We start from the raw sequence: 14763 nt of genomic DNA, 5'->3' as shown, positions 1-14763 counted from the left end.
GGCATGACCGGCATCGTCCGGCTTTTCTGTGCCTGTCTTGCCCTCATGACCGCATCGGCGGTCCGGGCGGAGGGCCAGTTCAGGCTGCTGGTGCTCGCCATCCCTAACACATATCATTATGAATATATTCCGATAGCGCGCGAGAGCCTGGAAAAGCTGGCGAAGCTGCATGATTTCGAGCTGGTCTGGACGAACAGGACGGAGACGTTCGACCGCGATCTCAGCCCCTATGCCGCGGTGATGTTCCTGAATACGCCGGGCGAGGAGTTGAGCGCCACGCAACGCAGCCGGTTCGAGGCCTATATGCGTGCGGGCGGCAATGCGATGGTCGTGCACCGCGCCGCGATCACGCCGCCCGGCGACTGGCCATGGTATGAAAAGATGGTCGGCCGCAGCTTCGTCATCCATCCGATGCTCCAGACCGGCGTGGTGACGGTGACGGACAGGCGCTTTCCCGCCACCTACGGCTTGCCCGAACGCTGGATCTGGAGCGACGAATATTATGTGACCGCCAATCCGCATCATATCCGCGTCAGCCCGGTCCTGAACGTGGATGAAGACAGTTACGACCCCACAAAAATCTGGCCCGGCCAGGTAGCAAGGCCGATGGGACGGGACCATCCGGTGGCCTGGTATCATTCCTGTGAAAAGGGTCGGGTCTTCGTCACCACCCTTGGCCATAAGGGAGAGATGTACCGCGATCCCCAATATCTCGCGCATCTGATGGGCGGAATCTACTGGACCGCGACCGGCCGGTCCGCGGCAAGATAGGCCCTTCCCGGCCATCCAGGAGGGATGGTCCCATTTTGCAGGTTTCGAACCGTCACCGGCGCGAAGAGCTTGCCGATGCGATGGAAGTGGATTTCGCGTGCCTTCGATATGCTGTCCCGGCGATCCGGGTCAGGACCTTTTCGGGTCGAGCATGGGATCGCGCCCCATGAACAGCTCCGCCACCAGCCTGCGCAGCCATATCGATCCGGGATCATTGTGGCTGCGCCGGTGCCAGATCTGCTGGAGCGGAATCTCCGGCGTCTCGAACGGCAACGGGAGAAAGCGCAGCGGGGCAAGCCGCGTGTAGATGCGGCCGACCCCCAGCGGAACGGTCGCGACCATGTCCGACCCGGCGACCAGCAACGGAACCGTGATGAAATGCGGGGACCGCAGAACGGTTCGCCGATGCAGGCCCAGCTTGCGCAAGTGCCGTTCCAGCACTTCCTGGCTGCGCCCCTGCTGTTCGACCACCACATGATCCGCGGCCAGGAAATGGTCGAGCGTCATGACGGTGGCGCCATTGCCCCACCCTTCGCGCACCAGGCAGCCGAAACCCTGCCGGAACAATGTCTGGGTGAACAGGCTCTCGCCATCCAGACCCAGGACGAAGCCCAGTGCAAGATCGACCGATCCGCCCGCCAGCCCCTGCCGTAATTCTGCGGGAGGCAGGTTGACCGAACGCACCTGCACCCCCGGCGCCCGTTCGCGCAGGGCGGCGATCAGATCGGGCAGGAAGGTCAGTTCGCCCAGGTCCGACAAGGCAAGGGTGAAGCAGCGGTTCGAGTGCGGCGGATCGAAGGGCGCGGCGATCATGATGTCCGACCGGACCGAGGCCATCACCTTCATCACCGGTTCGGCCAGCCTTTCGGCGACCAGGGTCGGGACCATCTCATTGCCCTGGCGGACGAACAGTTCATCCTCGAACTGCGCCCGCAAACGGCGTAGGGCGAGGCTGACGCCCGGCTGGGTCGTGCCCAGCGCCCGTGCGGCGCCCGACACGCTCCTGTGCGCGAACAGCGCGTCCAGCACGCGCAGCAGATTGAGGTCCATCATTTCCATTATCAGACGATATACAGACTATATGATTTATTTCCGATGAAAATATCCTGTCCGGCAGGTAGACCTCCGGTTCGCAGCCTCGATCAGCGGCGCGATGTCTGGAGAGATGAAGTGACCGATAAGCTGTCCGCCGAACGCCCCTGGCCCCGCAACGCCTGGTATGTGGCCTGCACATCGGCCGAACTGGCGGAAAAGCCGCTGGGCCGCACCATTTGCGGGGAAAGGATGGTCTTCTATCGCGGGCATGAGGGCCAGGTGGCCGCGCTGGAGGATTTCTGCCCCCATCGTGGCGCGCCCCTTTCGCTGGGATTCCTGCGCGATGGCCATCTGGTCTGCGGCTATCATGGGCTGGCCATGGCCTGCACGGGCCATGCCGAAAGCATGCCGGGCCAGCGCGTCCGGAATTTCCCGCCCATAGCTGCGTTTCCGGTGATCGAACGCTATGGCTTCATCTGGGTCTGGCCCGGCGACCGGGCGGCGGCCGATCCTGCGAAGCTGCATCATCTGCCATGGGCGGAAAGCGATGGATGGGCCTATGGCGGCGGCCTCTTCCACATCGCCTGCGATTATCGGCTGATGATCGACAATCTGATGGACCTGACCCACGAAACCTATGTCCATGCCTCCAGCATCGGTCAGCGCGAGATCGACGAGGCGCCGGTCAGCACGCGTGTCGAGGGAGAGGAGGTCGTCACCAGCCGGACGATGCCGGCCGTATCCGCGCCGCCCTTCTGGCGCATGGCGCTGCGCTGTGCGGGCTTGCCGGAGGACGAACCGGTGGATCGCTGGCAGATCTGCCGTTTCAGCCTGCCCAGCCATGTGATGATCGAAGTGGGCGTCGCGCTGCAGGGACAGGGCGGCCATGATGCCGATCCGGCGGTCAAGGCATCGAGCATCGTCGTCGACTTCATCACGCCGGAAACCGAGCATAGCCACTGGTATTTCTGGGGCATGGCGCGCCAGTTCGCGGTGGACGATCCGGCCGTCACCGATGCCATCCGGGAAGGACAGGGCAGGATTTTCAGCGAAGACCTCGCCATGCTGGAGGAGCAGCAGAGGAATTTGCTGCTTCGGCCCGACCGCCGGTTGCTCAAGCTCAATATCGATGCGGGCGGCGTGCGTTCGCGCATGATGATCGAGCGTGCCATCGCTGGCGAGCGCGGCCATGAAACTGTCGCCGCGCAATAGCCGGCTGCACTCCTCCGTGAACGGTCGGGAAAGGTAAAGATCATATTGACCTTTCACTTTGAGAAGGACTTTCATGCCCTGACCCTAAGTGACTGAATGAATTGTCTTTGTGATCCCCCCTTTGCAATGGTACAAAGTCCGCCGGTTCTGATGCGGAAGACTGTCCATGGACAAGAAGCTGGCGAGCGAACGGGATTCGGAACAAAAGGCGCTGGCGGCGCGATGGAGCATCGCCGCCGAGGCGATCGAAGCCCTGGCAGGGGCCCGTTCGCTGGACGCCGTCACCCATGTGCTGCGCGCCTTCGCCCGGCGGGCGGTGGGTGCGGACGGGATCGCCATCGTCCTGCGCGAGGACGATCATTGCCACTATATCGCGGAAGACGCGATGGAGCCGCTATGGGCGGGGCAGCGCTTCCCGATCGGAAACTGCGTGTCGGGCTGGGCCATGGAACATGAACGGACGGCCGTGATCGCGGATATTTTCGACGATCCGCGCGTGCCGGTCGATGCCTATCGCACCACCTTTGTCCGGTCCATGCTGATGGTGCCGATCGGCCGGGTCGAACCGATCGCCGCGATCGGCGCTTACTGGTCGGAAATCGGGAAACCCAGCGATAATGAGATCGCGCTGCTGGAGGCGCTGGCCCGGTCCGCTGCCATGGCGCTTGAACATGTCCGCCTGTCGGGCCGTGCCGAGCGCTGAAGGGCCGGGAAGGCGCGGGGCGATCGTGGCGCAGGTCCGGTCGCGCTTTTGACAGGCGGCGCTTATCGGCGCATGGGCACGCCATGCAGCTATCCCGTTTCAATGCCGACCTGTTCCTGCGCGACCATTGGCAGAAGCGCCCGCTGTTGATCCGCAGTCCCTGGACGCGTTGGCGCAACCCGCTGGAGCCGGACGAACTGGCCGGTCTGGCCTGCGAGGAAGGAGTGGAATCGCGCCTTATCCTTCGCGACGGCGATGCGCTGAGGCTGGAAAACGGCCCGCTGCCGGAATCGCGCTTCGGCGATCTGGGCAGCGGCCCCTGGACCCTGCTGGTGCAGGCGGTCGACCATCATGCGCCCGATGTCGCCGCCCTGATCGAACCGTTCCGTTTCGTGCCCGACTGGCGCATCGACGATGTGATGGTGAGCTACGCCACCGACGGCGGCGGCGTGGGGCCGCATTATGACCAGTATGACGTGTTCCTGGTGCAGGGGCTGGGCCGACGGCGCTGGCGGGTCGGGCCGAAATGCGATGCCGAAACGCCGCTGCTGCCGCATGAGGATTTACGCCTGATTGCCGATTTCGAAGCGACGGGCGACTGGATATTGGAACCGGGCGATATCCTCTATGTCCCGCCGGGCTATGCCCATGACGGTACGGCGGTGGGCACGGACTGCATGACCTATTCGATCGGTTTTCGCGCGCCCTCCCGCGCCGAGCTGGTCGAAGGCTGGGCCGAGCATCAGGCCGATGCCCTGGCGGAGGATGATCGCTATGCCGACCCCGACCTGAACGCTCAGCCGCATCCGGGAGAGATCACCGCCCCGGCCATCGACCGGCTGCATGCGATGGTGCTCGACGCGCTGGCCGACCGCGATGCCTTTGCCCGCTGGTTCGGATTGCATAACAGCCTGCCCAAATATGCCGAGGCGGACTGGCGGCCTGAACGGCCGGTCGGGCGGGATATGGTAAGCGCGCTGCTGGCGCAGGGCGTGCCGCTGTGCCGCAACCCCGCCAGCCGCTTCGCCTTCATCCGGGGCAAGGACGGCGCGCTCACGCTGTTCGCGGACGGCCATGGCTTCGATTGCGTGGGTGACAGCGCCGCGCTGGCCGAGTCGCTCTGCGCCGGACAGTCCGTTGCCGTCGATCCCGGGCTGGCCGGGTCGGCGCCGGTGCTGACGCTGATCGCGGCACTGATCGATCAGGGCAGCCTCGCCTTCGAGGAGGATGACGGATCGCGATGACGCTCATCCTGTTCAACAAGCCCTATGGCGTGCTGTGCCAGTTCACCGACGAAAGCACAGGGCCGGCGCGCCCGACCCTGGCGGGGTTCGTCGATGTCCCCGGCGTCTATCCGGCGGGGCGGCTCGACCTCGACAGCGAGGGGCTGCTGCTGCTGACGGACGACGGCCGCTTGCAGGCGCGGATCGCCGATCCCCGGTTCAAGACGCCGAAAACCTATCTGGTGCAGGTGGAGGGTGATCCGGACGAGGCGGCGCTGGAAGCCCTGCGGCGGGGCGTGCGCCTGAAGGACGGCCCTACCCTGCCCGCGCAGGTCGAACGGATCGACGATCCGGCGCTCTGGCCGCGCGATCCGCCGGTTCGTTTCCGCAAGAGCGTGCCCGATTGCTGGCTTCGGCTGACGATCCGCGAGGGGCGCAACCGGCAGGTGCGTCGGATGACCGCCGCCGTGGGGCATCCGACGCTGCGGCTGGTGCGGTGGCGCATCGGGGACTGGGCGCTCGACGGCCTTGCGCCGGGCCAGTGGCGCGACGCGGCGTTATCCGGTCAGTAGGTCAGGCCGAGGCAGAAATCCTTGAGCGCGCGCGCATCATGCAGCGCGTTGTGCGGCGTCCGGCTGTTCGCCGCGGAACTGAAGCCGGCGGCATTGACCCATTCCAGCCGCAGCCCGTTCAGCGTGATCATATTGGCCGGTCCCTTGACCAGCAGATGGCAGAAATAGCCCAGATCGTCGGGCCAGTCCGCCACGATGACCGGATCGGGGTCGTGCGCCAAATAGGCCTCGATATGATCCGCCGCCTCTTCGCGGCTCAGCTGATGGTCGATCCCCTCCGGCACGAAGCGCAGATAGGGGATGACATTCTGCTGCACCCAGGGATGGATATGGTCGGGAAGCGGCAGCGAGACGTAGAAATCCTGGTCGCCGAATTCGGGAACGAGCGCCAGGCTGATCAACTCTCCGCCAAAGCCGTTGAATTCGGTATCCAGGAAATATCGCAACTCGAAAAACGCTTTCTACTAGAGCGATTTCGAGGCGATCGGGATCGATCGCGGTTCGCAAATCGCGGCAAACAAACCCGAAGCGGTGGCCCGATCCGATCGGATCGAAAACCGCCCCAGGGACAGGACTCGCTGCCCGGCCGCTATGACGCCGCCCGGCCCGGTCGTAAACCCTTCATCGGACGTGGCGCATGCCGGCCGGATGGCATAAGGGGGCAGGCCAGCCCCCAAGCGGGTCGGACGGGATTTGAGGAAAGCCATGCAGCCACGTGAATTTATGGGAACAGCGCAGGTTCCCGGCGGTCAGACGCTGACGCTTTATCGGCGCGGCCGGGATTTCATGATCGTGCTCGACCGGAATGAGTTGATGAGCAGCCGCATGAGCGGGTCGGAGGAGGCGCTGGCCAACGTCACTTTCCAGCGTTTGCAGGGCCGCAAGGGCCAGCATTGGCTGATCGGCGGCTATGGCATGGGCTTTACCCTGCGCGCCGCGCTCGCCGCGCTGGATGGGACGGCGCGGCTGACCGTCGCCGAACTGGTGCCCGAGATCATCGAATGGGCCCGGGGACCGATGGCCGATCTGGCGGCGGGCTGTCTGGATGACCCGCGCGTGCGCCTGGTCGGCGACGACGTGGCGAATGTCATCGCCGCGGCCAAGGGGCAATATGACGCGATCCTGCTGGATGTGGACAATGGTCCGGACGGCCTGGTGCGGCAGGAGAATGACCGGCTCTATTCGGCAAGGGGCCTGTCGGCCGCCGTCGCCGCGCTGAAGCCGGGCGGCGTGCTGGCGATCTGGTCGGCGGCGCCGGACCCGGCCTTCACCCGCCGCCTTGCCCAGACCGGCCTGTCGGTCGATGAGGTCAAGGTGCGGGCGCGCAGCAACGGCAAGGGGCCGCAACATGTCATCTGGTTCGCCCAGAGCAAGGCGCGCCCGTAAAGGAAGCGCCGCGTGACCATCGCTTCAACGGATCGCCTTCGTCCGAAACGAGAAGAGCGATCGGATCAGGGTTCACGATCCAGGAGCGTCACCGGCCCGATCAGGCCGGACGGACGCAACGGGGCGTCGGGCCGGTAGGTCGGCGCGGCAGTGAACGTCACTTTCTGCGCGCCAGGCTGCTGATCGCCGATCAGGCGGTTCACCCAAAGGTTGGCGACCTTCACTTCCAGACTGTTGCTGCTGGCCCTGACCAGCTTGCCGATGTCCAGACGATGGGGTGCGAACCACGTCGTACCCGCCGGCGTTCCATTGACGCGCACCTCCGCGACATCGCCGACCTTGCCCAGGTCGATCCACAGCGGTGCGCCGCGCCTCATCCCCTTGGGCAAGGTAAAATGGCTGGCATAGGTCGCCGTGCCGGAGAAATAGCGGATGCCGCTATCCTTGCTCTCCTCCAGCGGGGCGAGCGCGGGCATGGTGACGCTTTCGGGGGCACCGCGGCCGGGCTGGAACGACAAGGTCCATGATGCTGAAAGCATGGCGACCGTCCGCAGCTTCCGTTCCCTCACCGTCATCGACGGGGCCGTCGCCGGCTTGCGGAACAATAGGAACAGTGCGTCCTCCGGACCCATGTCGAGCGGGACGATCGTTTCCTGCCCCTCGATGCGATAGGAAACGGGCTGGGCCGTGCCGGACATGGCGCGCCAGATTTCCGGCTGTCTGCCGGTAACGCGGAAGCGCGCCTCGATCCTTTCCGCGCGGGCCTTGCCGTTGACGATATAATAGAGGTCGCCGTCTGGCAGCCTGCGGTGGATGAAGCGATCATCGCCGTCGGCGGCCCCGCCGGAGCGGGCGAAGTCCGGCCCGATGCCAAGGCCAGCCATCGCGCCGTCCGCATCATCGCGGTCGATCACCCGCCCACGGCCAAGCCTTGTCACGGCCCCACCGCTCCAAAGCCGCGCGGTGAGCGCCTGAAAGGAGGCGGGATCGTCCTGAAGCCCCGGCGCGCGCTGCGGCGCCCTGCCGATCACAGTCGCTCCAGCCTCGACCAGGGCGGCGATCCGTTGCAGCGTCGCCAGCGTCATAACCCTTGCCGCGCCGCCCAGATAGAGCACCTTGTACCGCGCGCCGGAAGGTACCGTGAGGTCGCCGTCCTTCACGTCCAGCATCGTCTTCACTATTTCCGCGTTGACGAAATCATAGGCGTAGCCCCTGGGCAGATCCGCCGGTTCGCCCATCGCGAACTGCTGCGTGATCGGCGCGTCCTCGCCGTAAAAATAGGCGATGTCGGCATGGTTGCGCCCCTGCTGCAGCAGGAAGCCGGTACGCGCCATATAATCGACCCAGGGCTTGGCCATGTCCGCCCAGCTTTCATGCCGATTGAAATATTGGCCGAAGATCATGAGGCTGAGACCAGGCTGTTTGTCATCCACCGGCTGGTGGACCGACGTGTGGATGATCGGCCGGTTGATGCCGGAGACGAATTCCAGATCGATCACCCGCTTGAGGTCGGCCGGAGCGAAAGCCCAGGGCGCGAAGCTGGAGGTCATGGATTCCGCGGACACGATGTTCTGCCCGCAAATATGCGCGACCGACGCCGCGCCCTTCATGTCGCCGAGCAAGGTCGGCCGGGGCGCGGAACCACGCCGGAATGTCCAGAGCGCAGCCATCGGAACATCGGCATGCGACCGCATGGCCAGATCGTCGCCCAGCACCGGGCGGCCATTTTCCAGTGCCTCGCCATAGACATTCAGCCCATGCTCGTGCGCGACCGCCGCCACGGTGCCATAATGGGCGTCGGCCAGCAGATCGGCCAGGGTCTGACGGAAATCGTGGAGGAAAGCATCGCTGCGCGCCGTCGAACCGACCACTGTCCCGGTCAGCGCCGGGAGGAAGGGCAGCGGGTCATAGCCGCGCCGTTTCCTGAATTCATCCCGCATATGCGGCGTCCAGTTGGACGGGCCGACTTCGATACTGTCGGTCAGCAGCGCCCGGATGCCCTTCTGCCCAATCCATTCCGCGCCGACCGTATCGCGATACATGGCGAGATAGGTTTCCATATAGCGCCGCACCGCAGCCGCATCATATTTGTCGACCTCCAGCCCCGTCGCCTCCGGCGTGGCGGGATGATTCGTCGTGCCCATCAGCGAATAGCCGAGCCGCAGGATGCGCCAGTTGCCGCCCTTGGGCGCGGTCCAGTCAAGCGAACCGTCGGGACGAAGACGGGATGAGATATCGATCACCCTGGCGGGATCGATGGCGGGCGCATCGGGTGCCTGAGGCAGGCCGTCATATTCGGGATAGACGGCATAGCCCGCCTTGGCTTCGAACTGATCGACCCTGGCTTCGGCCGACAGGCGGAAATCGCCGATGGCCAGCGTATCGCTGGGCGGCCGGCCGAATATGTTGATGCTGATCGCGCCCGGCGCCCCTTCCCCAAGATCGGGCGCCCTGGCTGCATCGTTGGCCGCGAGTACCAGCCGGAAACGACGCGCGGCCACTGGCGCGAAAGCGATGGTGGCGGCCGCCTCCGTAAGCGCGAAGGCGCCCACATGTCGCCAGCCATTTGCTTCTTCCGCCTCCAGCACTGGCCGATATTCCGGATCGCCAAAGGGCGGACGCGCATGCGGTACGAACAGGCTGGCCGATCGAACCGTGACCGGTTTGCCATAATCGAGGATCATGGTGCCCGGATTCTTTCGGATAGCGACGCTGCTCTCGAGATCGGCGTCGCTCAACGCCGCCGCGTCGACGGCCTCGCCGTCGCCCTGCGTCACCATCGGCCGGGGAAGCGCCTGCACGGCCAGCGGATAAGCCAGGACCAGCGCGTCACGGTAGAAAGCGGGCTGCTCCGGCACTTCGCTTCCGGCCAGCGGATCGCTGAATTTCGCGCTCTGGAAAGCCCCCGTGACGGAAGGCGGTTTGGGCAGGCTTCCCCTGAACCGCTGCCCTCCGCCCAGGTCAGCCTCTGCCCAGACCAGCTTCTTCATGGCGTCCTCCGGCTTCACCCATGGACCGCCGGTCTCGCTCCAGCCCGGCGAGGCAGCGATGGCGAACTCCAGCCCCTTGCTGTCCGCGACCTGTACGGCGTGGCGGAAGGCATCCTTCCAGCCGTCCGTCATATAGATGAGCCGCTCCTTCACGATCTGTGGCGTTTGCAGATTGGCGTCGAAATTCTGCACCCCGCCGATGCCGATCCGCGACAGCCAGTCGAGATCCTTGTCGATTCCATCCTTCGTCACATTGCCGTTCATCCAGTGCCACCAGACGCGAGGACGCGCCGATTGCGGCGGATCGCGGAAGCCATCGGCCAACGGGTCCGCCAGTGCGGGCGACAGGAAAGCGGTGCAGGCCAGCATAGCCGCAACCAGACGGGTGCTTTTCATCGGCTTTCCCCCTTACGGCGCATTGCGGCGGGCGATCGCGCCATAGACTGCCGCGCTGGGCTTGGCCGTCCTCGTGAAGGTCACCGGATCGACGCTATGCAGGCCAAAATGCGGCTTGTAGCCGAAAATCCACTCGAAATTGTCCAGCAAAGACCAGTGGCAATAGCCCAGCACCGGCACGCCATCATCCATCGCCTGCTTGAGTTCCGTCAGCGCCTCCGGGATGAACCGCGCGCGAATGGCATCGTCGTCGGTGCCGACACCATGTTCGGACACCAGGATCGGCACGCCCGTCGCTTCATGGGCAAAGCGCACCGCACCCGCAAGCGAGGGCGCCCAGACTTCCGTCCCCGCCCAGTTCACCGTCGCCCCTTTGGGGGCGGGCAGGCGGCCTTTGGCGCTCCAGAGCGCCCGTTCATAATTCTGGACGCCGATGAAGTCGTCCGCCCTGGCGACGTCCAGCCACCCGCCGTACATCTCAGTCCGCATCCGGTCGCGGACCGAGTTCGCGCCCACTGCCTGATCGTCCATCATCGCCAGCGAAATGCCCACCGGCAGGTCGTCGCGCACTGCCTTGATCGCGGCCTTGCCCGCCTTGTGCGCGGCGAGCAGCCCCCGTTGCAGCGCCGGGAGATCCTCGACCCCCGCCACATTGGCGCAGACGAACCGGGGCACGCCGAGCCGCGCCGCCGCCGTTGCCAGCGTCAGCTTCTGAATGTCCCAGACCTGCGCCGGCAACATGGGCTTCAGCAGCAGCAGGATGTTGGGCTCATTGAAGGTGATGGCGCTGGCGATCCCATCCCCCAGGGCGCGGGTCGCCTTGTCGCAATAGCGGGCGAACAGCTGCGCGCTTTCCGGATTGGTCCAGCCACCCTGCGCACTGAACCAGCGCGGCGCGGTGAAATGGTTGAAGGTGACCACGGGCTTCAGGCCGCGCGCGAGACAACCGTCGACCAGTGCCTTGTAATGATCGAGCATCGCCTGGGAGAACAGCCCTTTTTCCGGTTCTATCCGCGCCCATTCGATGCCGAAGCGATAACAGTTCAGCCCCATCCCCCTAGCAAGATCGAGATCGGTTTCCCATAGTGCGAAGCTGTTGCAGGCATCGCCCGAAGGCTGGACGAAGGCGGTCGGCTGCTGGTTCTCCAGAAACCACAGATCGCTGGCGACATTATTGCCCTCGATCTGATGCGGCGCGGTCGAAGCGCCCCAGAGGAAACCCTTGGGGAAAGCCGGACCGGCCTTCCTCGCGCGCGTGGCCAGGGCCGGGGCTGCCATCAGTGCCGCCCCCGCACCCAGCAGCATCCTGCGGTCCAGCATAGTCTCTCCCATATTATCTCAGAGGGTGGTTTCGCGCACGAAGGCGCAGATCGCATCCGCCAGCCGCCGGTCGGCGGTTCCCAGATGCATGGGCATGGAATAATGATTGTGACCCTGGAGAACCGTCGCCCTGGGCATCGTGCCATGGCGCGCGACCCGATCCTGCATCAGTCCGAGAAATTCCCGCTGGAACCGTGCTGGATCATGCCCGGCACAGGCGATGAACAGCGGCAGATCGGTCCCGGCGACCGCCTCCAGCGGCATCCGCTGGGGATAGAGTGCCGGATCGCCATAATAGGCACTGTCCCGTTCATCGAGCGGCGTATATCCGTACAGCCCCGACAGCAGGACAGCCGCGCGAATATCGCGGGTTCCGGCTAGTTTCAGATAGCCGGCGACATGCACGGCGCCTGCCGACGTGCCCGCCAGCACGATCCGACCGGCATCGCCGCCATGGCTTGCCGCGTGATTCTTGAGCCATGCCACCACGGCGGCGACATCTTGCGACCCGGCGGGCCAGACATGACCGGGCGCAAGCCTGTAGTTGATGACGATGCCCAGAAAGCCTGCCTTCGCCGCCATGCGCCCGACATTGGCATTGGCCCAACTTCCCTGATCGCCCTTGTCCCCTTTCAGGAACCCGCCGCCATGAACGAAGACCAATATCGGCGCGGACGCGCTACAGTCGGGCCGATAGACGTCCAGCCGATGCCGCTCATGCGGGCCATAGGGCAGATCGACGGCAGAGGCCGGCCGCTCATCGGCCAGCCTCTCCTGTTCGGCGGAGAAAAGGTCGCGCACGGCCTGCAACACATCCGGCCCGAGCGACTGTCCCATCGCAGCGATCCGATTTTCCGTGTCCATGCGCCTGCCTCCCTCACCCGGTCAGAATTTGGCGTCGAAGCTCAGGCCAACCTGACGGAAGGACTGCGGCCCGTAAATGGCCCCGATATTTGCGGCGCCACCAAATGGGAAATCGCTCTGGATTAGCGAAGGTTCGTGCACATTGAACAGATTTCGGCCGAAGACCGAAAGGCTGTAGCGGTCATCCTCCGTGCGGACGCCGATGCGGCCGCCGACCAGCCAATGCGGCCGGAAAGTGGTTTCGCTGCGCGAGTTGGCTTCATAGCGGATGCGGGACTTCCATACCGTATCCACAGCCAGGAAACCATTGAAGCGGCTGGTGACCGGAACCTCATATTCGCCCGACAGAGTGAATTTATATTTCGGGGCATAGGCGAGTTGCGTCCCCCCGATAACGGTGCCGTCGGTGCCGACGAATCCGGTCGGATAGGTCGCCTTAGCGTAGATGAAGCCGGTATTCAGCGACAGGCCGTCAAAGACCTTGCCGAAGAAGTTGATTTCCGCGCCGCGCGACTTCACCCCGTCGATGTTGCGCTGGACGCAGGAGATGACGGAATTGCTGTCGACGGTGCACTGCTGCGCCTGGAAGTCTTTGATCTTCTGGTAGAAGAGGCTGAGGTCGGCCACCCAGCCGCCGAACAGCGTCGTCTTGAGGCCTGCTTCATAGGCGGTCGGAATCTCCGGCAGCACGACGAAGGGGACGGCCGGAGCGGACGGCGTGGCGATCTGGCCGCCCTTGAACCCGCGCGACGCAGTCGCATAGACCATGGCGTTGCGCGCCAGATCATATTGCGCTCCCAGCTTCCAGGAGAAGTTGCCAACGTTCAGCACCGTGTTGCTGGCCACCGCCGTCGCATAATTATAGCGGTCCAGCGACAACCGGTCGGTCGTGTAGCGCCCGCCGGCGATCAGGCGCAGGCCGGGTGAAAGGTGAAACGTACCCTGGCCGAAAAAGGCGAGCGATTCGTCGACGATCTTGTCGTTCGCACCGGCACCCGTCGTCGCAGGATCAACGAGTGGGATGGTCATTCCGGGAAACAGCGTCAGCATCACCGACAGCGTTTCCGGGTCGCGCGTCTGCTTCTGCCGCGAATAGAAGGCGCCGGCGGTATATTCGAAGAACTGGTCTGACGGCGAGGAAATGCGGAATTCCTGGGTGAACAGGCTAAGGTGCCGGTTGACCGGGCCATTAGCCACCTGAAGCGCCAGCGGATCAGCGCGGAAGACGTTGCTGGCGGCGCTATAGCCGGTTTCGGTCGAGCGGCGCAGCGCCGTGATCGAAGTCAGGGTGAAGGGTTCCGCCTGATAGTCGATCTGCAGCGAACCGCCGTAATTTTCAGTGTGGCCGACATAGGACTGGCTGGTGCAATAATTCTGGTTGCCTTCGCGCGCCACCAGGCCGCAATTGGCGATCTCGCTGCCGACCCCCGTGCTGGTCTTGATGAAAGTGAAGAAGTCGCCGCCATTTTCAGCGCGCGCCCTGGCATAGTCCCCGATCAGATTGACGGTCAGCTTGTCGGCCGGTTCCCACAACAGCCGTGCGCGCACGCCGTAGCGATCATTGTCGTTGAGGTCGCCGGTAGTCAGGTTGCGGTTCACGCCCTGACGCATGTTGGCGACGCCCGAAACCCGGATCGCGGCGTTGGATGCCAGCGGCAGGTTGACGACCCCCTGAAGCACCTGATTGCCGAATTTCGAGCCAGCCGTGCCCGCATCCGAAAGCTCGCCGCGCACACGGGCCGAGAAAGCATGGAAGTCGGGCGCGTTGGTGGTGATGTTGATGACGCCGGCCGAGGTCGTCAGGCCGAAGAGGGTGCCCTGTGGTCCTTTCAGCACCTCGATCCGGCTGACGTCGAACAGGTCGGAGATATTGGCATTGCCCTGGCTGACCTGGTCGACCACCACACCGACCGAAGCGACCGCGCCGGCCGAGAAGGTCTGGGTGCCGATGCCGCGGATCGAACCGCCGCCACCGGTATTCTGGCCCGGTGCCTGCTGGATTTCCAGGCTGGGTGCGATCCGGTTGAGGTCGTTCATCGTATTGACCTGCTGCCGCTCCAATTGCGCCTGATTAGCCACGGTGATGGAGATCGGTACCTCCGTCACCTTTTCCTGCTTGCGCTGGGCGGTGACGATGATGTCGCTGTTGGCCGCGTCCGGCGCCTGGGCGGCGGTATCCTGCGCCTGGACGGGTGCGGCAAGGGCGATGACGCTCGCACCCGCGAGCGCCGCGATGGACAGATGGAATTTGTGCATGTGTTTCCTCCCCTCTTTGTGAATCGGGTAAGTGC

At 64.6% G+C, this 14763-nt stretch carries 12 protein-coding genes; 6 read left to right on the top strand and 6 right to left on the bottom strand.

Annotated features, from left to right (window positions below):
- Nucleotides 1-3 precede the first annotated feature (3 nt).
- Entirely contained in the window at nt 4-771 is a 768-nt protein-coding gene (locus MJ601_RS04495; RefSeq protein WP_242123689.1) for a ThuA domain-containing protein, read from the top strand.
- Nucleotides 772-900: 129 nt separating this feature from the next.
- Here MJ601_RS04495 and MJ601_RS04490 read toward each other — a convergent pair whose 3' ends face one another.
- Nucleotides 901-1824 carry a LysR family transcriptional regulator gene (locus MJ601_RS04490; RefSeq protein WP_242123686.1) on the bottom strand — a complete coding sequence of 308 codons (924 nt, stop codon included), beginning with the start codon at nt 1822-1824 and terminating at the stop codon, nt 901-903.
- Between the two features lie 117 nt (nt 1825-1941).
- Between MJ601_RS04490 and MJ601_RS04485 the strand changes: the two genes are divergently transcribed.
- From MJ601_RS04485 to MJ601_RS04470, 4 genes are all read left to right on the top strand, one after another.
- Complete coding sequence (locus MJ601_RS04485) at nt 1942-3018, top strand: Rieske 2Fe-2S domain-containing protein (RefSeq protein ID WP_242123684.1); 1077 nt, start codon at nt 1942-1944, stop codon at nt 3016-3018.
- Between the two features lie 166 nt (nt 3019-3184).
- Nucleotides 3185-3721, top strand: coding sequence for a GAF domain-containing protein (locus tag MJ601_RS04480; protein WP_242123682.1), 537 nt, complete (start codon nt 3185-3187; stop codon nt 3719-3721).
- A gap of 83 nt (nt 3722-3804) precedes the next feature.
- Nucleotides 3805-4965 (top strand): cupin domain-containing protein, encoded by a 1161-nt coding sequence (locus MJ601_RS04475; RefSeq protein ID WP_242123680.1) that lies wholly within the window; start codon nt 3805-3807, stop codon nt 4963-4965.
- Nucleotides 4962-5516 (top strand): rRNA large subunit pseudouridine synthase E, encoded by a 555-nt coding sequence (locus MJ601_RS04470; protein ID WP_242123678.1) that lies wholly within the window; start codon nt 4962-4964, stop codon nt 5514-5516. The genes MJ601_RS04475 and MJ601_RS04470 overlap by 4 nt, the downstream gene beginning before the upstream one ends.
- Here the strand turns inward: MJ601_RS04470 and MJ601_RS04465 are convergent.
- Nucleotides 5510-5962: a 3'-5' exoribonuclease gene (locus MJ601_RS04465; RefSeq protein WP_242123676.1), complete on the bottom strand. Its 453-nt coding sequence runs from the start codon at nt 5960-5962 to the stop codon at nt 5510-5512. The two genes, MJ601_RS04470 and MJ601_RS04465, sit on opposite strands and share 7 nt — an antisense overlap.
- Nucleotides 5963-6221: 259 nt before the next feature.
- Between MJ601_RS04465 and MJ601_RS04460 the strand changes: the two genes are divergently transcribed.
- The gene (locus MJ601_RS04460; RefSeq protein ID WP_242123674.1) at nt 6222-6902 is read left to right on the top strand and encodes a spermidine synthase; all 681 of its coding nucleotides are present in this window, start codon (nt 6222-6224) and stop codon (nt 6900-6902) included.
- A 65-nt stretch (nt 6903-6967) separates the two neighbouring features.
- Here MJ601_RS04460 and MJ601_RS04455 read toward each other — a convergent pair whose 3' ends face one another.
- From MJ601_RS04455 to MJ601_RS04440, 4 genes are read right to left on the bottom strand one after another with little or no spacing between them, the layout of a single operon-like run.
- Nucleotides 6968-10288, bottom strand: coding sequence for a glycosyl hydrolase (locus MJ601_RS04455; RefSeq protein ID WP_242123672.1), 3321 nt, complete (start codon nt 10286-10288; stop codon nt 6968-6970).
- 12 nt (nt 10289-10300) lie between these two features.
- The gene (locus MJ601_RS04450) at nt 10301-11608 is read right to left on the bottom strand and encodes a family 1 glycosylhydrolase (RefSeq protein ID WP_242123671.1); all 1308 of its coding nucleotides are present in this window, start codon (nt 11606-11608) and stop codon (nt 10301-10303) included.
- 18 nt (nt 11609-11626) lie between these two features.
- On the bottom strand, nt 11627-12472 hold the full coding sequence (locus tag MJ601_RS04445; protein WP_242123669.1) for an alpha/beta hydrolase: 846 nt from the start codon (nt 12470-12472) through the stop codon (nt 11627-11629).
- A 21-nt stretch (nt 12473-12493) separates the two neighbouring features.
- Entirely contained in the window at nt 12494-14728 is a 2235-nt protein-coding gene (locus MJ601_RS04440; RefSeq protein ID WP_242123666.1) for a TonB-dependent receptor, read from the bottom strand.
- Nucleotides 14729-14763 lie beyond the last annotated feature (35 nt).

This window comes from Sphingobium trunci (assembly GCF_022664535.1).
Classification (GTDB): Bacteria; Pseudomonadota; Alphaproteobacteria; order Sphingomonadales; family Sphingomonadaceae; genus Sphingobium.
The sequence above is the reverse complement of the archived record's forward strand: the minus strand, read 5'-3'. Positions and strand labels throughout refer to the sequence as shown.